At 41.3% G+C, this 23493-nt stretch carries 22 protein-coding genes; 6 read left to right on the top strand and 16 right to left on the bottom strand.

Features of this window, described 5'->3' with window-relative positions:
* The first annotated feature begins 243 nt into the window (after positions 1 to 243).
* A complete protein-coding gene (gene hemF / locus AACS98_RS10790; RefSeq protein WP_066379408.1) occupies positions 244 to 1293 on the top strand; it encodes an oxygen-dependent coproporphyrinogen oxidase in 1050 nt (349 codons plus the stop codon).
* A 408-nt stretch (positions 1294 to 1701) separates the two neighbouring features.
* Entirely contained in the window at positions 1702 to 2070 is a 369-nt protein-coding gene (locus AACS98_RS10785) for an STAS domain-containing protein (protein ID WP_066379406.1), read from the top strand.
* 37 nt (positions 2071 to 2107) lie between these two features.
* Here AACS98_RS10785 and AACS98_RS10780 read toward each other — a convergent pair whose 3' ends face one another.
* A complete protein-coding gene (locus AACS98_RS10780) occupies positions 2108 to 2713 on the bottom strand; it encodes a chromophore lyase CpcT/CpeT (RefSeq protein ID WP_066379402.1) in 606 nt (201 codons plus the stop codon).
* A gap of 163 nt (positions 2714 to 2876) precedes the next feature.
* Between AACS98_RS10780 and psb29 the strand changes: the two genes are divergently transcribed.
* The gene (gene psb29, locus AACS98_RS10775) at positions 2877 to 3584 is read left to right on the top strand and encodes a photosystem II biogenesis protein Psp29 (RefSeq protein ID WP_066379396.1); all 708 of its coding nucleotides are present in this window, start codon (positions 2877 to 2879) and stop codon (positions 3582 to 3584) included.
* Positions 3585 to 3659: 75 nt separating this feature from the next.
* On the opposite strand, the gene AACS98_RS10770 is transcribed toward psb29, so the two are convergent.
* The 3 genes from AACS98_RS10770 to AACS98_RS10760 form a co-directional block, all read right to left on the bottom strand.
* A complete protein-coding gene (locus AACS98_RS10770; RefSeq protein ID WP_066379394.1) occupies positions 3660 to 4025 on the bottom strand; it encodes a phage holin family protein in 366 nt (121 codons plus the stop codon).
* 210 nt (positions 4026 to 4235) lie between these two features.
* Positions 4236 to 4895, bottom strand: a complete 660-nt coding sequence (locus AACS98_RS10765; RefSeq protein WP_066379393.1) for an ExbD/TolR family protein — start codon at positions 4893 to 4895, stop codon at positions 4236 to 4238.
* Between the two features lie 122 nt (positions 4896 to 5017).
* Positions 5018 to 5752, bottom strand: a complete 735-nt coding sequence (locus AACS98_RS10760; protein ID WP_066379391.1) for a MotA/TolQ/ExbB proton channel family protein — start codon at positions 5750 to 5752, stop codon at positions 5018 to 5020.
* Positions 5753 to 5965: 213 nt separating this feature from the next.
* Here AACS98_RS10760 and AACS98_RS10755 point away from each other — a divergent pair, with 213 nt between their 5' ends.
* Entirely contained in the window at positions 5966 to 6265 is a 300-nt protein-coding gene (locus AACS98_RS10755; RefSeq protein ID WP_066379384.1) for a YkvA family protein, read from the top strand.
* Positions 6266 to 6581: 316 nt separating this feature from the next.
* Positions 6582 to 7547: an aldo/keto reductase gene (locus AACS98_RS10750; RefSeq protein ID WP_066379383.1), complete on the top strand. Its 966-nt coding sequence runs from the start codon at positions 6582 to 6584 to the stop codon at positions 7545 to 7547.
* Between the two features lie 33 nt (positions 7548 to 7580).
* On the opposite strand, the gene AACS98_RS10745 is transcribed toward AACS98_RS10750, so the two are convergent.
* The 9 genes from AACS98_RS10745 to purC form a co-directional block, all read right to left on the bottom strand.
* Positions 7581 to 8567 (bottom strand): MrcB family domain-containing protein, encoded by a 987-nt coding sequence (locus tag AACS98_RS10745; protein WP_066379381.1) that lies wholly within the window; start codon positions 8565 to 8567, stop codon positions 7581 to 7583.
* 84 nt (positions 8568 to 8651) lie between these two features.
* Positions 8652 to 9449: an endonuclease gene (locus tag AACS98_RS10740; protein ID WP_066379379.1), complete on the bottom strand. Its 798-nt coding sequence runs from the start codon at positions 9447 to 9449 to the stop codon at positions 8652 to 8654.
* A gap of 26 nt (positions 9450 to 9475) precedes the next feature.
* Positions 9476 to 10768, bottom strand: coding sequence for a DNA cytosine methyltransferase (locus tag AACS98_RS10735; protein ID WP_066379376.1), 1293 nt, complete (start codon positions 10766 to 10768; stop codon positions 9476 to 9478).
* A 144-nt stretch (positions 10769 to 10912) separates the two neighbouring features.
* A complete protein-coding gene (gene lpxB, locus AACS98_RS10730) occupies positions 10913 to 12073 on the bottom strand; it encodes a lipid-A-disaccharide synthase (protein ID WP_066379625.1) in 1161 nt (386 codons plus the stop codon).
* A 482-nt stretch (positions 12074 to 12555) separates the two neighbouring features.
* Positions 12556 to 13374 (bottom strand): acyl-ACP--UDP-N-acetylglucosamine O-acyltransferase, encoded by an 819-nt coding sequence (lpxA, locus tag AACS98_RS10725; protein WP_066379624.1) that lies wholly within the window; start codon positions 13372 to 13374, stop codon positions 12556 to 12558.
* A gap of 216 nt (positions 13375 to 13590) precedes the next feature.
* On the bottom strand, positions 13591 to 14124 hold the full coding sequence (gene fabZ / locus AACS98_RS10720; protein WP_066379373.1) for a 3-hydroxyacyl-ACP dehydratase FabZ: 534 nt from the start codon (positions 14122 to 14124) through the stop codon (positions 13591 to 13593).
* Between the two features lie 222 nt (positions 14125 to 14346).
* Positions 14347 to 15198: a UDP-3-O-acyl-N-acetylglucosamine deacetylase gene (gene lpxC, locus AACS98_RS10715; RefSeq protein WP_066379371.1), complete on the bottom strand. Its 852-nt coding sequence runs from the start codon at positions 15196 to 15198 to the stop codon at positions 14347 to 14349.
* 248 nt (positions 15199 to 15446) lie between these two features.
* Positions 15447 to 17885: a BamA/TamA family outer membrane protein gene (locus AACS98_RS10710; protein WP_066379369.1), complete on the bottom strand. Its 2439-nt coding sequence runs from the start codon at positions 17883 to 17885 to the stop codon at positions 15447 to 15449.
* A gap of 370 nt (positions 17886 to 18255) precedes the next feature.
* Entirely contained in the window at positions 18256 to 18993 is a 738-nt protein-coding gene (gene purC, locus AACS98_RS10705) for a phosphoribosylaminoimidazolesuccinocarboxamide synthase (RefSeq protein ID WP_066379364.1), read from the bottom strand.
* A gap of 830 nt (positions 18994 to 19823) precedes the next feature.
* On the opposite strand from purC, the gene AACS98_RS10700 reads away from it, so the two are divergent.
* Complete coding sequence (locus tag AACS98_RS10700; protein WP_197480071.1) at positions 19824 to 20099, top strand: DUF7219 family protein; 276 nt, start codon at positions 19824 to 19826, stop codon at positions 20097 to 20099.
* Between the two features lie 163 nt (positions 20100 to 20262).
* On the opposite strand, the gene AACS98_RS10695 is transcribed toward AACS98_RS10700, so the two are convergent.
* The 3 genes from AACS98_RS10695 to AACS98_RS10685 form a co-directional block, all read right to left on the bottom strand.
* A complete protein-coding gene (locus AACS98_RS10695) occupies positions 20263 to 21393 on the bottom strand; it encodes a glycosyltransferase family 4 protein (protein ID WP_066379362.1) in 1131 nt (376 codons plus the stop codon).
* Between the two features lie 137 nt (positions 21394 to 21530).
* Positions 21531 to 22685: an NAD-dependent epimerase/dehydratase family protein gene (locus AACS98_RS10690; RefSeq protein WP_066379360.1), complete on the bottom strand. Its 1155-nt coding sequence runs from the start codon at positions 22683 to 22685 to the stop codon at positions 21531 to 21533.
* A gap of 203 nt (positions 22686 to 22888) precedes the next feature.
* On the bottom strand, positions 22889 to 23338 hold the full coding sequence (locus AACS98_RS10685) for a hypothetical protein (protein ID WP_066379358.1): 450 nt from the start codon (positions 23336 to 23338) through the stop codon (positions 22889 to 22891).
* Positions 23339 to 23493 lie beyond the last annotated feature (155 nt).

Below are 23493 nucleotides of genomic sequence, written 5' to 3'. Positions count from 1 at the left end.
TGGACTAGATAGTGCCGACACTTCTAGGAAGAAGCAGGAAGAAAAAGCTGGCACTTGTTAGCATTTGTGAGCTTTTTTGAATCGGAAAATAACTCTAGTCATGCCCATTGATCATGTAAATGTTTAACAAGCAAAAAACTGTTTGGGCAATTTGAGCCTGATTGTTGGCTCGTGCTACACACAAATTTTTAGTTAAAAAATTTGTGGCTGTTTTGAAAAACGTCATTTAGGTTCGGGAATCTCATGGTAACTAACTCGCAAACCCCAACTGTAGAAGCAAAATCATCCAAGTCTTTACCTGGGACTGATGCTAAGGCGCGTGTCAGTCAATTTATGAAACAGTTACAAGATGAAATTACGCAAGCACTAGAAAAACTGGATGGTGTGGGTAAGTTTCATGAAGATAGTTGGGAACGTCCAGAGGGAGGTGGTGGGCGATCGCGTGTGCTGCGCGAAGGTGCAATATTTGAACAAGCAGGGGTAAATTTTTCTGAAGTTTGGGGTTCTCATCTGCCTCCTTCAATTTTAGCCCAGCGTCCAGAAGCGGAAGGGCATGGTTTTTATGCTACGGGTACATCATTGGTATTACATCCCCGTAACCCTTATGTACCAACTGTTCACCTCAACTACCGTTATTTTGAAGCTGGCCCTGTGTGGTGGTTTGGTGGTGGTGCTGACTTAACACCCTATTACCCCTTTGCTGAAGATGCGGCTCATTTCCATCAGACACTCAAGCAAGCTTGCGATCAACATCACCCAGAGTATTATCCGGTGTTTAAACGCTGGTGTGATGAATACTTCTACCTGAAGCATCGGGGTGAAACACGCGGAGTAGGCGGTTTATTTTTCGATTATCAAGATGGACAAGGGGTTTTGTATCGCGGCCCTAATCCCAAAGGAGAAGCAGCTAACTACAGTAATCAAGTGGGAGAACCAGCACCCCGCAATTGGGAAGATTTGTTTAGTTTTGTGCAAGAATCTGGTAAAGCGTTTTTACCTGCTTATGTGCCGATTGTGGAACGCCGTCATGGGATCGAATATGGCGATCGCCAACGAAATTTCCAACTTTACCGTCGGGGTAGATATGTGGAATTTAACTTGGTTTATGACCGAGGCACAATTTTCGGCTTGCAAACTAACGGACGTACAGAATCGATTTTGATGTCTCTACCACCTCTAGTCCGTTGGGAATATGGTTATCAGCCTGAACCTAATTCTCCAGAGGCAGAACTGTATGACACTTTCCTCAAGCCTCAAGATTGGAGCAACTGGACACCCAGTAAATCATCATGATCATACCCAGGCAGATGCAGAAACTTGCGCCTGATATTAAGTTCTCTGTGTCCCTGTGGGATAGTCATGTCGCTTACCAATCAGCAATTCAATCATCTGGGGTCAGTGAAAAATTTTTTCTGTGATTTCAGTATTTCTGCCTGGGTACTCAGCACAGGTTTGGTGAGTTAAACTACTAAAGGTAAGCACCTAGTCAAAAAAGGTGAAAAATCTAGCTGTATCCCCTTAACTGGGATTTTCAGCACTCAAGAGTCCTGTGATTGATGAGTTGAATAGTTTACAAATTGCTCCAAATATTTAACGCTCAATGTCAGTAAACATCGCTGTCAAAGCTATAAACTTGACTCATCAATTTCAGGACTAAATTAATGACCATCAAATTTGTAATGAGTACCACAGGGAGGCGGAGTGATTGATATAGAACAAACAACCTATACCACTCAAGACGGTAATACTGTGATTGTCTTGACACCAAAAGGTCGCTTAGATATCACCACAGCTTGGCAATTTCGCCTAAAGTTACAGGAGTGTATTTCTAAACTGAGTGGTCATATAGTGGTGAATCTGGGCCAGGTAAATTTTATCGATAGTTCTGGTCTTACATCTTTGGTTGCTGGTATGCGTGATGCTGATAAAGTTAACGGCAGTTTTCGCATTTGTAATGTCCACCCAGAAGCCAAACTTGTGTTTGAAGTCACCATGATGGATACAGTGTTTGAAATTTTCGACACTGAGGAGGAAGCTTTAGAAGGTGTACCTCGCAGTATTGCTAGCTAAGAAAGTGCTGAGTTATCAGTGATTTTGTGACTTAGCACTAAACATTGATGGAATATTGTTCTCTTTTGGTGTAGCAATAGGGGCCAACAATTGCTCCCCAAGTGGCTTTACCTGTCACTTGGTCAATTCCTTTGTCGTAACTAAACAATTCTGTCGGTGTGATTTTCAAACCTAAAGAAACTTGTACTGTATTACCTTGGTAAGTGAAAGTGCAACGAGCCTCCGCAGGGGGTGTAGCGATAAATTGAGATTGGTTTGGAGCTATTTCTTGCTGAGTCACTTGGAGGATACAACCCGGCAATAATTCTAATTGCTCTGGGGTGAGTGCTTTAAGTAAGGTAGGGTTACGACCTGCACCACTTAAAGCACTAGGATTTTTCGGCATATAGTATTGTACTTGTAGCAATGTTTTGTCATCGTTGGGCATTAACCTGAGAATGCGCTGGCGATAAGGATGTTCTAAATTCACAATGTTGGCTTGTTCGGCAAACAAGGTGATGCTATCTTCTCTCCATAGTTCAACTGGCCTTTGCCACAGGCGCAAATGCACATACCATACAGGTTCAGCTAAGGCTTGTTGCTGATTATCAAATTCTCCAGCGAGGTAATTACTCAGGGTAATGAGTTGGAGTGATAAGTTCATATAATGGACGCATGATTGTCAACATGGTGACACAATACAATATATTTCTGGGAATTTTTGCGAAAAGAGGTTGATATCCCTAATTTTGCTAGGCAAAAACCCAACTTGGCAAAGTAGCCTTTAAGGTACAAAATAATATAACGTCGCCCTTAACATTTTCTTTGTGAATAACGTCCGTACTGTTTCTGATACAAAGCGAACTTTCTACTCTCTGCACAGCCGACCGATTAATACTATTTATCGTCGGGTAGTAGAGGAGTTGATGGTGGAAATGCACCTACTGTCAGTAAATGTCGATTTCAGCTACGATCCGATCTATGCCTTGGGCGTTGTCACGACTTTTGACCGCTTTATGCAAGGCTATCAACCAGAACGGGATAAGGAATCGATTTTTAATGCTATATGTCAGGCTGTAGAGCAAGAACCACAACGCTACAGGCAAGATGCTGAACGGTTACAAAATTTAGCTACAAGCTTACCAGTCAATGATTTAATTGCATGGCTGAGTCAAACTACTCAATTACAGCAAGATCCTGACTTACAAGCACAACTACAAGCGATCGCTCACAATGCTAACTTTAAATACAGTCGTTTGTTTGCGATCGGTTTATTTTCATTACTGGAATTTTCTGATCCTGAGTTAGTCAAAGACGAACAAAAACGTACTGAGGCGCTCAAAACTCTTGCTAATGGGTTACATATCTCTGAGGAAAAACTCAACAAAGATTTAGACTTATACCGTTCCAACTTAGACAAAATGACGCAAGCACTGACGGTGATTGCCGATATGATCTCAGCAGATCGTAAAAAGCGGGAACAGCGTCAACAACAATCAACTACTGTAGTTGCTCCCCCCACTCCTAATGAGTAGTTATTAGTCATTAGTCATTAGTCATTAGTCATTAAATAACTTGAGACTATTGACTGTTGACTGATGACTATATTTTTAGATACCTAGCAATTTATAGATTAAGCTGTTGATGATAGTGAGTGCAAACGCCCCTAGCACAGCACTCCAAATACCAAAGCGTAAACGAAAACCTTCTACTAACCAAGCCGCAATACTAAAGCAGACAACGGCAATCATAAATGTGAACAATCCCGATAATAAATTAAAGGTGATTATATCGGGGACAACAAATATTAAGCGTAAAATTGGTCTGACTATTGCTGTCACAATACCTAAAACTGCTGCGGAAATAAACGCTTTTTGTGGTGTGTCAACTTCAACCCCTAAAGGCAACTTACTGATAATCAACAAGCTGATAGATGTTACCACCCACACAATTAACAGTGTCACAATTTCATTCATTGCCTTCAACCCCTGAAACGTGAATGGTGCTTGGCGAGAAATTATTCATTCTATCGATAGATAACTTTTTCCATCAACCGATTATCTGTAAGTTACCAAAGGTTTTTTATTTATTCAGAATTTATTTTGGATATCTTTAGGTTTAGTCAGTCGAAAAGTCAAAGCCAAAAAAATTATTAAGATATTTATGCTTTTGACTTTTGACTTCACCTAATTAGGGTTCTCAGGTGCTACAGGCTGACTAGCAGGTGCTTGGGGTGCTGGTGCATTATCCGTGGGAACTTGTGGAGAAATATCTTGTCCTGTGGGTGGTTGATTGGGTATTGTCGGGATAGACAATGGATTAGGGGCTGTAGGTTGGTTGGGGTTAATTTCTGGGATTGGTGCTGTACCAGGCGCAACAGGGAAATTAGGAGGCACAGATAAATTAGGCACGTTGGGGATAGGTTGCGAAGAAGTAGGTATAATTCCTAAAAATACGCGATCGCCTCCTACTTGTCTGAGTAAATCTAATGTTTCAATCACATCGTTATAAGTCGCTGTACGGGAAGCGTTGAGGATTAAAGTTGCATTGGGGTTAGCTTGCAAATAATTTCTCACCCGTTGTGCTAATTCCTCTCTTCTTACAAGTTGTTTTTCTATGTAAATATTGCCAATAGCATCAATGGTGACAATCTGATTTGCACCGGGTGCATTGATACTAGCGGCTGTATTGGAGCTAGCTTTAGGTAAATCAACATTAATTGCCTGTTGTCGCGTAAATTGCAAAGCTGCTAACAGGAAAAACGTCAAAATACAAAAAACTACATCAATCAAGGGGATGATTTGAATCTGTGCTTCTTCTACTTGTGTATGTAAGTTAACTTTCATGGTTGTACTCTCAAGTCATTAGTCATTAGTTTCTTCCTATTCTCCCTACACCCTTACACCTCCTGTGTTTTAGGAGGAAAATGAACAAAGAAAGCCTGAAATATCAAGCTTTCAGGGTGAGATTAAGTTACAGGTGGTTCAGGAGGTTGAGGAAACTGGCTTCTACGGGATTTACCTGGAGGAAGAAGATTATCCTGTGATACTTCTGACACACTCATTGATGTAGTGTCACTCAAATCAGGCGGGAACTGGCGGTAAAGTAACTCCAATTCATTCCCGGCTTTGCGGAAAACCTTGACTTGATTGACAACAAACCCTTGAAATAATCGATAAAATACCAAAGTAGTAATCGCAACTATTAATCCGCCGGCTGTACTAATTAAGGACTCACCAATACCAGTAGTTGTCCCCGCTACAGACTCAGTTCCTAAATCGCCAATGCGAATTGAGCGTAAAGACTGAATCAAGCCCAAAACCGTACCTAACAAGCCCAACAGAGGTGAGAGGGCAATTACAGCCTCTAACAGCTTTTCTCCCCGACGCATCCCAGCTAATTCATCCTCTGCGGTGGCTTCCAGTGCTAGCCGAAAGGTTTCTACATTTGTTTTTTGTAGACGCAAGGGAGCATAAAGAAACCGTCCAATCGGTTGATCTGTTGCTTGTTTGGCAATATCCGCCGCTATTTCCCAGTTATCCTGGGCTGCATCCAAAACACGCTCAACTATTTGCTTTTCTTGAGTTAAAATTCGCAACCAGAACCAAAGCCGCTCAAAAATCACACTCAAAGATAAAATCGATAGAGCCAGCAAAGGCCACATGGCTGGCCCGCCTTTATAAAACAAATCTATAATATCCACTGTTTAGAATTCCTCCCTCCGTTGCTTAAGCAAATATCCCAAAGCATTTTAATTCTAAAGATTAATGCAGTATTACCATACTCTTATACAGAATTGCTCAGTTGGTATGAGGGAATATAACCAGTAGGTCTTTTCGACTCAGTTGGGCGGTTATTCCCACCGGGAGTTTATAGCATAATTTGTCAGAATTAAAGGTAATTGGAGGGTTAAATCATGAACTTTTCAGTCCAAGCTTTGTATAATTGGTATCGTAACGTGCTACGTAACCCTAAATATCGTTGGTGGGTGATTTTAGGGTCTATACTCTATATGCTCAGTCCTATAGATATCGCCCCCGATTTTATCCCGATTGTGGGCCAACTAGATGATGTTTTGTTATTGAGCATATTAGTGACTGAGGTATCTGGGTTAGTGATGGAAGGTTGGAAAGCGCGGAAAGGTGAAACCAATACTTCAACAGATTCTACCTCCACTGACGATACAATCGATGTTGATGCTGTCTCTGTTAAGTAGTCGAGATTATTACACTCAATTTAATCTACCCCCTGCTTTTGTTGTGCGATGGGCAAAGCCCCGTCGGAGGCGATCGCACTTGTCATGTTCAAGTAGGGGATATTTTTAATTAATTGGAATTGACATTTTTAATCGCCAGCATCCAGAAAATATAAGGCGCATAATTGAAATGTCGCCTGTAGATGAATAAGCAAGCGTAATTTTATCATTTCTGGTAACAGAATTTTGCTTTGTAGAGACTAAGCATGGTAAGTCTCTACATTTGTAGGAGAGATTCTCGCTACCATACAATAACAGTGGCGATTTAGCTCTGAGTATGACAGCAAAACAAACACGGCGTAACTTTATCATCACCAGTGCTGCTGTCACTGGCGGTATTGTGGCTTCTGCTGCATTAACTAAGCATTCTACCAATCAGGCTGCACCACCAATATCAATGTCAGAACGTGTTCTAGGACGTACAGAAGTTAAATTACCGATATTGGGTTTGGGAGGCGCAGGACAAACCCCCTTATCTTGGCATAACAAAGAAGCTGATGCTATAGCTTTAGTTGAAAAAGCTTTAAACCTGGGTATTCGCTACTTTGACACTGCTGCAAGTTATGGTCCGAGTGAAGATTATTTAGGCAAAGTTTTACCACCCCATCGCGCTAAGATATTTTTAGCGAGTAAGACTGATAAAAGAGATCGGGACGGTGCATGGCGAGAATTAGAGCGATCGCTCCAACGTCTCAATACAGATTATCTTGATTTATGGCAGCTACACCATGTCTCTTTTACTGAAGAACTCGATACTATCTTTAGTTCCTCCGGTGCAATTAAAGCTGTAGAAGAAGCTATCCAACAAAAACTCATCCGCTTTGTAGGTATTACCGGACACCATGAACCAGAAGTAATTGCTGAAGGTTTACGCCGTTATCCTTTCCACACAACATTAATTCCTGTAAACGCCGCCGATAAACATCACCCCCGTCCATTTATTCCCGTAGTTTTACCAGTGGCGCAAGCGCAGAATGTGGGTGTAATAGCCATGAAAGTTCCAGCTTATGGACGCTTGTTTAAACCTGGTGGTTTGTCAGGAATGGAGCAAGCTTTGGGATATACTATGTCTCAACCAGGGGTGCATTGTTGCGTGATTGCGGCGGAAAATGTCGAGCAATTAGAGAATAATGTGAAAATTGCCCGTGCTTTTCAACCGTTAACACCATCAGAGTTAGAGGCGATCGCCCAACGTACTGCTACTATCTGGGAAGATGGTACATTTTTCCGTGCTTGGACATAAAAATAGTCAATATTGGTAGAAATTAAATAAAATTCACTGCTGGCATGAATTAAACTTTAATTTTATTTGATTTTGAAATTCTTCTAAGCTAGGAATAGGTTTTATTCGATGTATCATCCGATGGCAATTAGAGCATAAAACTATAAAATCTTCTAACGGATCTAAAGTTATGTTGGTTTTCTCTAGACTGGCAATAGGGATTTTATGATGAGCCTCTATAAAGTTTTTACCTATTTCACCATATTGGTTTTCAAAATCAAAATTGCAGGCTTGACATTTATATCCATGTATTTCTTTCGCCTTATTAGACAAAGATTTGTTTCTTTCTATTCTTTTATGAAGCCTATATTTTCTTAAATCTTCAAACCATATATCTTCTTCATGTGAATCTTCATCAGAATTATCTATAGGATGTTGCTCAATAATAGTTTCATACATATCAATAAAATACATTAAGTCAGCAACAATTTTTTCATTACTCGGCATAGAATCCTTTGAGTAATAAGTTGCCAAAATATTACAATCTTCGTATGACTGTCCCAACCTTTTAGCTGTTCTTCCTCCTGAAGGATCTCGTGGAATTTTCTCCAAAGCTAGATCAATTTCTTTATAAATATCAAAATTAGCATTACTAGAAACTAGGCTTCTATATAACTTTGCTTGTTTTTTTAAATACTCCCTAGCACCCGCTAAACCATAAATTTTTTTCTTGGAAGCAGTACCTTGACTAAGTGATAAATACACACCTGAAAAATCTGCTTTAAATAAATACACAATAAAAATTCCTGATGTCATGCTATCGGTCACAGTTCTATTAAAAACTGCAATCCAAGGTATCCATGCCCAACCTCCATTACCTGGTGAAGCTTTTATGTTGTAAACTTCTGGAAGATAGAGGTTATTAGTTAACAAATTAGGCACATCATTTCTTAAATAATTTGCAAAGTTATTACTTTTAAATAAATGTTTTTTAAAAATAGGATAATTATTCAAAATTTCTACCAAAATTTCTTTAATCACTACTTGCCTCTATATTTTTTAAGCAATGAAATCAAAATAAAAAATTAGTTTTAGGGTTGGTCAATTTTAAAGTAAAATTTAATTTTATTCATAGCTCCTATAATTCATTATATCCTCTGGAGAAATCTGAATAAATGGGACTAATTTATAATGCTTTTCTTGAACTATTTTTACTTCTCCTTCGTCTAATGTTAACTCAAACATTGCTATTAAATTGTTATTTATGAATTGAGATGAAACAGTACGACAAATTAATTCAGGATACTTCGTAGTGCAATAAGCAATATCTTGCTTAGTTTGAACAATACTAATTTTGTCATTACCGCTTTTAGCCTGAACTGGTATAATAAACTGTGAACCGTTACGATTTAAGCCAACATAAATTTCATCTATTTCAATCTGACCAGTTCCAACAACAGTCGTTCTCAAATGATTTTGCAGAGAGTACGCCGTAATTCCCAAAAATATATCTATCAGGCGGTTATAACGTATTTTAGTCAGAAGGGCTTGTTCATCGCCAGATGAATATTTTGAAATTATTTCTGGAGTAGAGTCTGGAATTTTAATTTGCATTAAACTAACTGTAGGAATAATTTTGTTAATTCGTTCAAGACGAAACCTATACACTGCACGCCCAGCTAACTCTATTATCCACTGTAAATCTTGAGGTTCTGTATCTGTTATTTCTTTAGGTAAAGGTCTCCTAAAACGAAAAGAATAAATAACATCACCAAGATTTTTTGGGTCAAGATTCAGTCTTTCACCCACTTCTTCCATTTCAGAACGTGTAAATTCAAAGCTAACTATTCCTGGATGATAGTGCTTTCTAAACATTTCTAAGATAACACTATTATAAATATTTTCTTTGTTCAGCTTTTTCATGTTAATATTTAGAATTTTTCTTTTTTTTAGACTTTTCTTTTTCTTGGTTCTATAATATGTGGATGAACTCCATAATACTCAGCAGCTTGAGTCATATCATATATTAATAAATTAATATCTCCTAATTTTTGTATATTTTTAGGTTTAGATGGAGATATGTTAAGAAGTTTAATAATTTCTAAAGCTACTGCTTTAGCTAATAAAGGAGGTACAGAATTTCCTATCTGTCTAAATCCATGCCATTTAGTGACATGAAATCTAAACCAGTCAGGATAAGAATGTAAACGTGCAGCTTCCCGCACAGTAATACAGCGCGGAATAAACGGATGAATTGGTCTAGGAGAAGTAAAAGCTCCTCTATTACTTGCAGTTCCCGCTCTCAGTGTATTAGATATTCCTTCTGGGTCAAGTTTATGAAAGCGACTTATTGGCTCGACTTTTCCATTTGGAGTAGCTGCAAATCTTTTGATAGATTCTAAAGTATGTTTTGTTCTTAAACTTGAAGTTAATATTCTCGAATCATACTGACGTTCATAAGAGTAATCATTATTGGCACAACTCAGCCCACGAAGTATTCTACCATAGTCACTAGGCTTACCAAAATCCGCAACTACCCAATCTTGTTGATATAATTCTTCATATTTTTCTACTTCAGGTAAATCTTGAAGAGCATCCCAAACTGTAGGACATAATGCCAGTTCATTTTCGCGATTAAACTGCTGATTTTTGCAATGTTTCGTGATAGCAAGTGGATAATTTGGTAGCACAAGATTATCACGACAACCTAGCAAAAATAATCTTTCGCGATTTTGTGGCACTCCAAAATCAGCCGCATTTAAAACTTGATAGTTTTTAGTGACTTTGTAACCATTCTGTTCAAATTTACTGATTATCTCTTTCAAAAATTCTTTGTGCTTGCCGACAGTGATACCTTTGACATTTTCAAAAACAAAGTATTTCGGCTGTAACTCTAATACTACACGGATATAATGAAATACAAGAGAATTTCGAGGGTCTTCAAAAAAACGTTTACCTATCAATGAAAACCCTTGACATGGAGGACCACCAAATACTACGTCAATTTCTTGCTCACCAATTAATGAATTATTTCTAATTTCTTGTCCTCTAATATTCTCAATACTTTTACACAAAACAGTCCAAAAAGGAAAATTAAATTTATGTGTAGCACAGTGGATCGGGTCAAGTTCAACAGCTGCAAGTATGTCAAATCCTGCCTGTTCAAAACCAAGTGTCATACCACCTGCACCAGCAAATAAATCGACACCAATAGGTCGTTTTTTTATATCATCGTCAATCATATTTAATATTTTTGCTTTATAAAACTAACTGTTAGCCTGATGATTATCTCCTTATCCTTATCAGGATAGCTAACTGATACTATTATTTTCCTAAACTGACTGTAAAGTATAATTAATCAACCAGAATTGAAAATCTAAACTGAATTAATTTGGTAGCATTTGTAGTATTTCTTGTGCGGCGCGATCGCATACTCCTATTTCTCCTAAAGATTGGCGCATTTGCTGATAATCGGCTAAGGTTTGCTGTCTGCGTTCAGGATTTAGGAGTAGTTCTATTGCGGCTTGTGTAATGTTCTCTGGGGTGGCTTGTTCTTGCAGTAATTCTGGTACTATGGGTTTCATTACTACTAAATTCGGTGGGGAAGCAAAGGGGATTGAACCTTTGAGGATTTTTCGCGCCACCCACACTGTCACGGGATTGAGTCGGTAAACTACAACCTGCGGCACGTTTAATAAGGCTAGTTCTAAGTTGACTGTACCAGATTTAGTAATGGCGCAATCAGCCGCCGCAAAAACTTCTTTTTGTTGACCTGATATGACTGTAGCTCGCAGTCCGTAAGATTTGACGGCTGCTTCTATTGGCTGTCGGAATGTTTCTAGAGATAGGGGAATCCAAAAATGTGCTGCTGGTAATTTTGCTTGGATAGTTTGAGCAGCTTGAAAAATTACAGGTAGGAGATATTTTAATTCTTGTTGTCGGGAAGCTGGCAGTAGTGCGATCGCAATTTGTTCGGGTGCAATACCTAATTGATTCCGGGCTTCCTGGCGGCTAGGAGCGTGTTGCATTCGGTCAAGTAGGGGATGACCTACCCAGATGACATTCGCCCCGTTATCGCGAAAATAACGCGCCTCTTCGGGGAATATTGCCAGGAGCTTATCCGTAAAGCCGACAATGCGGGAAGTATTCCGCAAACTCATTGACCATACCCACTCTTGCGGCGCAATGTAATAAACTACAGGTACATTTGGTAAATGCTTTTGTATATAGCTACCAATACCGATATTTGGCCCCATGTAGTCAATCAACACCACGAGGTCTGGAGGATGTTGTTTTAAATAGGCGATCGCTCGTCTTTGTACCAATAAAGTTGGTAACACATAAGGCAATGATTCCAGAATACCCATTGAACCAATACCACTGGTATTTCCCAAAATCGTAGCCCCGGCTGCTGCCATTTTATCGCCACCCAAGGCGACAATTTCTAAGTCGCATCCAGTCGCTACAGCTTGAAGTTGCAAAGCTTCAATCAACAGCGAGCCTTGTAAATCGCCAGACACCTCGCCAGTGCTGATAAATATTCGCATTTCAAAATTCAAAATTCAAAATTCAAAATTCAAAAACTTGCAACGGCTCAAGGCTGGGAATAGGGAATGGGGAATAGGAAGCCATTAGTAATTCCGTTAAACTAAACTTGCTTAAATCTGTTCAAAGACTTAAGACGTTAGCTTCCTGTTTCATTCTGGTAATGTCGGCATTATCCAGTCCACAGGCTTAAAATCGGGCGTAACTCACCCTATTTTGGAGTTTTTACATTGAGAGGCTTTGCTACTTTACTCCCTGATTTTCAGCCATTTAAAATTTCTGGATTTTCTCAATTACCTTGCTACAGGCTGGCTACTCTCAAAAGTTTTGTACAGGTTCTCAAGCCTAAAATTTTTTTAGCTTGGTTTTCGCTTATCCCTAATCATAGTGGATTTTGAGTAAGTTTGAGCAAGTTTTTCAGCACTGTTTAATTCCCCTCATCTTCCTCATCTTCCTCATCTCCCTCATCCCCTCTACTTTCTGCCTAAGCCTCATCACTCGCGCCTGATTTACCTCTACCGGGAATCAAACCGCGTCTTCCTGGCATTTGTGACAGTAATAAGAAGCGGCGCAGGTTTTGTAGTTCTTCGGTGTCTCCGAGGGATTCTAGCTGCTCCAATGCTTCCTTAAAGGTTAAATTAGAACGGTAAAGAATACGAAACGCTTTTTTGAGCAGTTGCAAGTCGCTGGCTGGCATCCCAGAGCGTTTGAGTCCGACTAAGTTGAGGGTTCTAATTCGTCCGGGATTACCTTCCACAAGCATATATGGTGGCACATCGCGGTCAATCCTTGCCATCCCTCCTACCATTGCTTGTCTACCAATATGTACAAATTGATGCACACCTAAAACGCCGCTTAGTCTGGCGCGGGATTCGATGTGGACATGACCAGCCAACGCAACAGAGTTAGCTATCACCACAGAATCCTCAATTACACAATTATGAGCTACGTGAACATACGCCATCAGCAGGTTGTTGTTACCGATAACAGTCGCTTCTCCTGCACCAGTGGCGCGGTTAATGGTGACGTACTCACGAATCAAATTATTATCGCCAATTTTGACCCAAGTTGGTTCTCCGACAAACTTGAGATCCTGGGGTTCCATACCGATGGCTGCACCTGGAAAAATTTGATTTCCTGCCCCAATTTCACAAGGCCCTTCTAATACTGCGTGTGCGCCAATAATGGTTTCCGCACCCACTTTAACGTGCGCTCCGATCACAGCATAAGCACCGACTTGCACCGTTGGGTGTAGTTCCGAGTTTGGATGAATTACAGCAGTGGGATGAATAAGCGTCTTCAAGGGTAAATCTCCAGAACTATCTTTAAAAGCCAACGCCGATGGCGTGACTGAGTGTGTGAGTATTCAGTAGAAAAATGTCGGGCAAGGCAAAGTGTGAGGGCAGTGAAAATCAAGAAATTATCAGATGCTTTTGTGAGTGTTTTGTTTACTGCTATCCTGAGTGGGGATGGCGTAAAAGTACATCACGGCTGTACTATACACCACAAAAGCCCAATTTTAATTCACTAGAGAAAACATTAATTCGCCTTCGGCGGCGAGTTGACCGTCAACCTCGGCTCGCGCTTGCATTTTACCGAATCGACGTTGTTTAATCCATAACAGTTCCACCGTCATGACTAGCTGATCTCCGGGTACTACTTGGCGGCGGAAGCGGACTTTATCAATACCAGCAAACACAAACAGTCCTCCTTCCAATTCTGGCAGTTGTGTCATTACCACACCACCAACTTGTGCCATTGCTTCTACAATTAGCACACCCGGCATCAGTGGTCTACCAGGAAAATGTCCTGTGAATTGCGGTTCGTTGATCGTAACGTTTTTAATACCTACTGCCCGTTTTCCCGGTACATAGTCAATAATTTTATCTACAAGTAAAAACGGGTAACGGTGAGGTAGTAGTTTTTGGATTTCTTCCGATGAGAAAGTGGTTTTAATCTCAGGTGTAGTGTCACCTTGAGATGTAGGTGCAATGGGCAAAGCCCCGCCGGAGGCGATCGCGTCTTGGCTATTCACTTCAGAAAGGATTGACATTAGCGGTGTGTTAGATTTTTAATCTGAGTATTGAGTAGGTTGATTCACATCTTGTACCAGTTGCTTGATGACAATTTTTGTAGGGTGGGCATTGCTCGCAAGTTGCTAATCCCCTTAGTTTTATTTTCTTGGCAATGCCCACCTTACGCTGATTGAGAATGGTGCTAGATATGACTTGACGTAACTATATCTAAGAATTTGACATGAAATGAGAGCAAAAATCTAGCTATTCCCTGCTAAAATTCTTTGTGCCAGTTGCACGTGTAAGTTATGGCTGGCTTTGTACGCTAAGAAGTGAGCGCGGGGAAAATACCCCAATAAACTCAAATCTCCTACTAAATCCAAGATTTTATGACGTACTGGTTCATTTGCAAATCTTAATGGTGGATTTAACCAACCATCAGGGCCACAAACCAGGGCATTATCCAAACTACCACCTTTAATTAACCCAGACTTTTGTAAATATTCAATTTGTGGCAATAAACCAAAAGTCCGCGCTGGTGCAATTTCTTGGGCAAAGCTAACGCCAGATTTGGCTAACTCACTAGACACAGCCCAACTGTACCATTGATTACCGATAGCAGGCAAGTCAAAATCAATACCATAACTAAAGCGGGTTTCTGGTGAGGGGAGGGCGCAAACAAAAGTATCATCTTGATGTATCCAAATTGGCTCTTGAATCATCAAGGGTTCTTGTTGGTTAATGTCTGTTTGTGTGATTAAACCAACTTCAGCAATGCTAGTTGCCCAAACCCTTGCAGAACCATCTAAAAGCGGTACTTCTGAACCATCTATTTCAATTCGGGCATTATCTACGCCCATAGCGGCTAAGGCTGCTAGTAAATGCTCAACTGTCCGCACACAAACATCACCTTTGCCCAACTGCGTCGAAAGCACAGTTTGATTAACTGCTGCCACTTGGGCGGGTATGATTGGCGAATCCGGCAAATCCACCCGGACAAAGTAGCGTCCACTTCCTGCATCTGTTGGTAGTATCCGCACCTGGGTACTGACACCGCTATGCAGTCCCACTCCGGTTTGGGTGATAGCCGCCGCTAGAGTGTGTTGTCGCATAGGCAAAAAGTCAGTATATTTTGGTTGTTATTTTTCATCTGAGTCTTAGTAAATGCACTAGGGAAAAGGGAGCAGGGGAGGCAGGGGAAGCAGGGGAGCAGAGGAAGACAAGGTAGACAAGGTAGAAATTCTTTAAGAGTCAACAGTCAACCATCAACAATCCCCATTTTGAATTTTGAATTTTGAATTTTGTAGGCTTGCCTTCCCGCAGGGTATTTTGAATTGATTTGTCCCCAGTCCCCATTGACTTAAAATCTTTCACCAATACCAAAATTGATGCGGCTATCACCGTCATCGTTTATACCGTAGTCAATACGAATCGGCCCTAATGGTGATTGGACTCGCACGCCTAAACCGTAGCCGTAGCCTGTACCATTTTTGTTCAGTACATCAGCTGCTTTGGTACTGCTGCCTAAGTCACTGCCGACATCAAAGAATAATGCGCCACTGACGACTGAAAACACAGGGAAGCGATATTCTACTGAGGCTTGTACATAGCTGCGTCCACTGCTTAATGCTCCTTCTTCATAACCCCGGATGGAGTTACTACCGCCGAGGGTAAAGGCTTCGTAGGGTGGTAAGTCACCGAGGACTGTACCGCCTTGGATGTTAAAGGCTAGGGTTTCCGGGCCTTGAGTAAAGCCGGTGAATTTCACGGGTAAATATTGACTATAGCTACCCCGGAGTCTGGTGAGGAAGATATTACCTGAGCCGATGGGTACTGATTGATCTACACCAAACCGGAGGAATGAGCCGCTAGTCGGTTGTAAAGGATTGTTACGGCGATCGCGCTGTGTTCCTAGTTGCAGTAATAACAAGTCATCTTCCCCCGTTCCTGAGAAACTCAGAGGTACATCTTCACTGATTTGTTGACCTGCATCATTAAACACAGCCCCCAATCTTCTCTTATTCCCATCAGCATCACGGGTACTGACTCGTTGATACTGTAAACCCGCCGAAGCCGTCCATTCTGACCTGGCGTAAGGATTAGCTGACAGGGGACGGGTAAAGGTAATACCACCACCTAAGCGGGTGACGCGGGGACGATCCTGTTCATCTGTATCCGTAGGATTAGCAGGGTTAAATGTTCTAATATCGTCATCTGCGCCATCAAAAATCAACGAAATGGAACGACGGCGGAAAATATTGGCTGTGTAAGAAGTCCGGTAGGGGTCGCCTGCAATCCAAGGATCGGTGAAGCGGAGGTCAAATAGCAGTTCTCGTTGACCTACCTGAACTTCTGCGCCTAGCTTTTGGTTTCTTCCACCCAGGTTCTGTTGCTGATAGCTCACAGTACCAAATAATCCACTGGCGGAACTAATACCAGCCCCAGCCGCAATAGAACCGCTACTGCGTTCAACCACATTCACGACTACATCTACTTTACTGGGGTCTGTACCAGGGTCAAGGGAGACATTGACATCTTCAAACAATCCTGTACCAAATACCCGTTGTAGGTCTTTTTGTACGGTGTTACGGTTGAATACTTCTCCTGGCTTCAACTCCAATTCTCGCTTAATCACATACTCCCGCGTGCGTCCCCGAATTGGTTGTCCTTTTTCGTCAGTTTCCTGCCCTTCTTTATTACGGAATCTGACTTTAATATTTTCTACTACCCCTTCAGCTACTTGTAGGGTGACAACTCCATTTTCTGAAACCTGTGGCGCGCCGATGACGTTGGCTAAAACATAACCTTGGTCTTGATATCGCTGAGTTAATTGCTTGATGCCTTCTTGTAAATCCCGCAAGTTAAGGATTTTGCCATACTGGTTACGAAAGATTTCATCGGCAGTACCAGGAGGTAGGACGGATGCAACATCTGTACTAGGGTTAGCCTGTATTTCTACTTTGCTCAATACAGGGTTGGGTTGGACAATAAAGCTGACTCTCACCCCTAAAGGTGTATCTTCTGGTACTGCTTGAACGTTGGAGAAAAAGCCAGTCCCAAAGATGGCGTTAATGTCTGCTTGCAGTTGGGCGCGGGTGGTTGTCCGTCCTGGTTGGGTACGAATGACGTTGTAAACTTGGGTTTCTAATTCTGGTGGTAGTTCTCCTGTCTGTGGCCTGACTACTACTTCAGAAACTAATACACGAGGTTCGGGCGTTTCTGGGGTAGCGTTGGGAGTGTTAAAATTTTCTGGAATAGGAGTTGGTGAAACTTCTGGAGTGGGTGTTGTTTCTGGGGCTTGTACCAGTTGCTTTGCAGTTCCCGTAGGTAGGACTACTTGTTTTGTTGCTGTTGTGGCTGTGGCTGTTGGTTGAGACGAAGAAATGACGACAGGAGGCTCAATAGCTAATTCCTGCTGACTTGCTTCAGTGCCAACACCAGCAACCGCAGGTACAATTTTGGGCTGGGAATTTGGCTTTTGAGGAGAGGGGTTTGAGTTTGTTGAGATTTCTAAGGTAGGTACTGCAACCTCTTTTGTGGCTGTAGCTGCGGATGCGGTTGCTGAATTGGGCAATGATAAAGCTACAGGAGAGGGTATTTCTTCGACTGTCTTCACTTGTGTCAAGTTGGATGGGACAGATGAGGAAATTTCATCCTGTTCTGCTTGCTGATTGCTCGCAGTTGGTAAAACTTCTGCTGTCTGCTCTACACTGTTAGGAGTTTGTGCATCGGCACTTAAAGAACAATTTAAAGGTGCTGTGATAGCTACAGCCGCCACGAATACTGGAGATAAACGCATTTTACTTATATTCCTCTTCACATCCACACACCATCACAAAGCAATCTTATTTATATCCCAGAGGTCAAAGGGAAAATTAAACTATTTACTTCTACCTGTTTATTGTCAATAGGACTTACACAAGTTGTAAAGTTATTTTAAGTTCTGAGTCAGGGCGGGTTGATCAATAATTCTGTCTTCTTACAGATTCACTCTGAGAATCCGCCCCTACTTTAGTCCTGATGCTTGTACGCGTAGCGTCTGTTCGCCAAGAAGAGAGGACTTTAGTCCTCTAGTGCGGACGCTACGCGTAGCTTGCTTCCCCAAAGGGGTACACTACAAACAAAAAGTGATAATTTTTGTAAGGTTGGCGTAAGTTTTTTTGATATGTCTAATTTTTTGTTTCTACTACTTGTAGGACTCTTTGTAAAACCTCCTCATACGCATCTTCTACATTCCCCAAGTCTTTACGGAAACGGTCTTTGTCCATGACACGGCGATTGGGATCTGTTTCTGTTGTGTTCCACAACCGACAGGTGTCGGGACTAATTTCATCGGCTAAGAGTATTTGCTGTTGTGAGTCCAAACCAAATTCTAGTTTGAAGTCTACTAGGGTAATACTGCACCGCAACCAAAAGTCTTTCAGGAATTCGTTAATTTGTAATGCAAGATGGGTAATTGTGTCTACTTGTTCCGCCGTAGCTAGTTCCATGAGTAAGAGGCGATCGCGTGTTAATAGTGGATCTCCCAATTGATCGTTTTTATAATAAAACTCGACTAGCGGCTGCTTTAAAACTGTACCTAGTGCTAACCCTGTTTGCTGACACAGACTACCAGCCGCAATATTGCGGACAACTACTTCTAAGGGCAAGATTTTCACTGCTTTCACCCGCATTTGGTGCGGTTGAGGATTATCTATAAAGTGCGTCTTTATACCAGAAGCTTCCAATTGTTGAAACAGCTGGCTGGAAATGCTACAATTTATCCTCCCTTTGCCTAGGATACTGCCTCGCTTTTGAGCGTTAAACGCGGTAGCATCGTCTTTAAAGTCAGCTAGCAAAATTTCTGCTTCGTCAGTTGTATAGAGAATCTTTGCTTTGCCTTCGTATAGTTTGGAATGAACAGACATGATGGGACGTAAAGTGTTAGGGGATGGACAGATGTTGTCTTTTAAGGCTTAACTATTTTATCTTTTGTTATTGAAAATTAGTCATCAACCCATAGTTAAAGCATTATCCGTTTATTTTGGAGACTAAGATTTTTCTAGACAAATAGTCACTTGAAAGCGCAACTAAGGACTATAATCTGCTGATATCTGGCTTAGGGCAGATGTGGATTGTCTTGTATGGGTGATAGCTTAAGTCTGACTGTTGATTTTTAACTAATACACTGGTAGCCTTGTTTGTCAATATTGCTTTGGGATTAAGGATGTAAGTATCTTTTGTTACTATTTACTTTTATTACAACAGAAAAACATGACAGGACAATTTTTTAAAAAATGAAATAAGATGAAATAAATCGTTAATTAAAGGGAGAGACTCATAGCTGCGCTGACAGGTATAATGAGGGCTTTGTTAATTCATCTGATTTTGACAAAATTTTCCGTGTAATTATCTAATGTTCAAGTTAAAAAAATCAATTTCTTCATAGCATACCTACGGGATTAGGATAATAAATGGATTTGACGGACTCTCACACAAGAGATAGATATAAAGATGAATTAATTTAGTTGCCAGAAAAATTTTTGTGACTTGCATACTTGCAGTCATTACCTGTTTTACAAACGATCAACACCGACACGACCGAAAACGGTTGAGAAAATATTAATATTTTTCGGTGGAGAAAAATAAAAAGCTTTGAGATAGTTGCTAGTAGCAGTGCCGAACATTTACCCAATGTCAAGCAAACAGTCGGCTAGTAATTCAACTTCAAATATGAAAACCGAGAGGAGTTGAATAAATGGAGCAAAGAATAGTGAGCAAAGATAATTTTATCTATCCTCGTGGTCGTTATTACGGTCATGTAAAGCCAGAAAATTTAGTTTTTAATGCCAATTTGCAAGAATTTGCCCAAAGAGTTAGTTACATTTGTAATTTAGAAACTGGCGGAAAGCTGTCGCCAGAAGAAGCTTATGAACAAATAAAAGTTTTATGGAAAAACTTAAAACGTACTAAAAAACAACTGCAAATTGGCGAAAACCCGTTTCAAAGCGAAAGCGATCAGCCTAAAAGTTAAGGGTATGAGAGACTTGTAACAGGAAGGCAGGAAGACAAGGGGGATACATCAGTCGATTGGCTGATGGCATTGGGCATAGGATTTTTTTCCTCTGTACTGAAAACACCCCGGTTTTCTTGTCTTTCTTGTCTTCCTTGTCTTCCCAGTCAAGAGTCAAGAGTCCCTACACTCTTGCCTGTTGAGCAAATATCACTTTTTCGTAGTAATCCTGTAGCTGACGGGTGGCTGATGCCCATCCCCATTTTTCAGCTTCTCGGCGAGCATTTTGACGGATAGTGTCGCGTTCTTGTTTGTTTTCCAAAAGGCGAATAGTGGCGTTAATGGCATCTTGTATATCAGCTTGTGGGTCAAAAAGATACCCATTGACACCATCTGTAACAATATCGGGAATGCCACCAGAACGGGCTGCGACTACGGGACAACCAGCCGCCATTGCTTCTAGTAGAACTAAGCCGAGGGTTTCTGTACGGGAAGGGAAGATGAACGCGTCGGCACTCGCAAAGGCAGATCCTAACTCACGCCCCCTGAGATAGCCAACAAAATAAGTATTTGTGCCAGCAAAGTGTTTTTCTAAGGCTTGGCGGTGGGGGCCATCTCCTACGAGTGCTAAACGCGCTTGAGGAATGGCTTCTAAGATGGGTTTAATGCGTTCGATTTCTTTTTCTGCAGAAAGACGACCAACGTATAACAGCAATGGGCTTTCTGGGTGATTTTGCGTGAGGCGATCGCGCATTTGTGAACTAGCTAAATCGGGGTGAAATAATTCTGTATCTACTCCCCGTTGCCACAAATCTACTCGTTCAATACCATGTGCTGAAAGTTCTGCCATCATCGCCGTAGAAGTACATAGATTTAAAGCTGCTTGATTATGCCCAGCTTTCAGCAGTTCCCACAGCAACCCTTCTAACATCCCCAAGCCGTAATGCTGAAGATATTGGGGTAAATGAGTATGGTAAGAAGCAACTAAGGGCAGTTTCAGGAATTTGCTATAAAAAATCCCAGACAATCCCAAAACTGCCGGGTTGACAACATGAATAATATCTGGCTGAAACTGTTCTAGGGCGTAACCAATAGCTGGGCGAGGTAAGGCAATTTTTAACTCTGGATACAAAGGTAAGGGAAAGCCACTAACGCCGTAAACTTTCGCACCTTTATGTTCAGTAATACCACCTTCAGGAGAAAAGACTAAAACTTGATGGCCAATACGTTGTAAATGGTCAACGGTGTGACACAGGCGTGTCACAATCCCGTCAACCTTGGGTAGAAAGGTTTCGGTGAATAGGGCAATTCTCATAGAAAATTATGCAGTCAAAAAAAAGGGTGTAGGGGTATGGGCGTGTAGGGGTGTAGGTGTTGACAACCCTTGTACCCTTACACCCTTAAACCCTTATACCCCTGGAAAACGAAGCAATTTTTTGCTTAAGTGCTGGTTTAACTTCTATGCCAAGAGACTTTAGGTAAAATTTGCTTGTGATCAACTCGTTTTTGATACTTGACAGCAAAGTTTAGCAGAGAATCGAGGAGAGAATCAGAGAGATAGTGAGGTTGTAACCCTAAATCGAGTAATTTAGTGTTTTTGGCGTTGAAGTAATGTTCTTCTTTCTCGACTCTGGGATTTTCTAAGTTATTGATGTCCACATTCAGTCCTAAAGCATTACCGGCTTTTTTCACCATTAATGCCAAGTCACCTACACTAAACTGTTCGGTAAATTGGTTAAATACGCGGAATTCGCCGGGTTGTGCCGGGTTGGCGATCGCAATTTCAATACAGCGCACTGTATCCCGAATATCCAAAAATCCGCGAGTTTGTCCACCTTTACCGTAAACTGTCAGGGGATGACCTATCGCCGCTTGAATACAGAAACGATTCAACGCTGTCCCAAACACGCCATCGTAATCTAGGCGGTTGATCAACAGTTCGTCCATTCCTGTTTCTTCGGTAAGGACTCCATAAACCACACCTTGGTTTAAGTCGGTGGCACGTAAACCCCAAATCCGACAAGCAAAGTGGATATTATGGCTATCGTGTACTTTGCTCAGGTGATACATTGAACCGGGCTGTTTCGGATAGGGTAGGGTATCTTTGCGCCCATTGTGTTCAATGGTGATATAACCTTCTTCAATGTCAATGTTGGGTGTGCCGTATTCACCCATTGTTCCCAATTTCACCAAATGACAATCGGGAAAATCTGCCTTCATTGCATACAGCAGGTTCAATGTACCGACGACATTGTTCACCTGGGTGAGAACTGCGTGTTCCCGATCAATCATGGAAAACGGTGCTGAACGCTGTTCCCCAAAATGCACTATGGCATTTGGCTCAAATTGACGCAACGCTTTGTGCAGAAATTCGTAGTTGGTAATATCGCCAACGAACAAGTCAATGGATTTACCTGTTAAATCTTGCCAGCGTTGGAGGCGTTGCTGAATTGGTGCGATCGGCGTGAGGGTTTCGATACCCAGTTCATTATCCCAATGCCGGCGCACTAAACTATCTAAGATTCCAACTTCATAACCGCGATTGGAAAGATACAGTGCGGTTGCCCAACCGCAATATCCATCGCCACCAATAACTAGGACTTTCATTTTCACCAGTTTGTACTCGCTGTTAGCTAAATCTACCAGTTTTCTGTACCTGCTCACTCAACATTCTTATGGATGTGATGAAATTAGGGAATAGGTAATACCAAATTCAAAATTCAAAATTTAAAATTCAAAATTAACAAAGTCAGTTGCCATCTGGACTTTGAGGCTTGTATGCGTCAATCCTGATGTTCAGTTGATGATGGCTATTCAGGAATTCGATACTGTTGGGCTATGTAGTCAAATAAACGATAGTAATCTGGAAATTCTGGACTTGGGCTTCTTCCCTGCCAGTAGTATCTCACTTGATTCTGTTCCAGCGTCAGTTGCATGGAACTTACGGTATCACCCACTTCCACCAACAGCACCCCGGACACTCCTTGGACAGTTTGAAAGTTAGGACTGGTTGCGGTGTTGCTTGCTGCTGATAGCTGATTACTAGCCCACCCACGAATTTCTACAGTTTTGTTTCGAGGTGAAACAAACGCCATGCCATCATCGTTGCTGGGTGCGGCTAAAGCTTCCCAATTACTGGGATAGGGAAACCCAAAGCCATAACGGGAATTGCTGTAAGTCTTCCATCCAGGTGCAGAACATCCCCACAGCATGAAACACAAAGTACAAATGTAAACAATCAATTTGCCGTTAGACACCATGCCAGCAACTCAAGAAATTATAGTATAAAAATTTTAGTTAATCTACATGTTTTTACTGTAGTAATCAACAAGCTTACATTGATAATTATCGCCAAAATTTAGGTTATATAGGGAAATTTTAACAAAATACTAGCTGATTAAATCTGTGAGAAAAG

This window comes from Anabaena sp. CA = ATCC 33047 (assembly GCF_963870205.1).
Taxonomy (GTDB): Bacteria; Cyanobacteriota; Cyanobacteriia; order Cyanobacteriales; family Nostocaceae; genus Trichormus.
The sequence above is the reverse complement of the archived record's forward strand: the minus strand, read 5'-3'. Positions and strand labels throughout refer to the sequence as shown.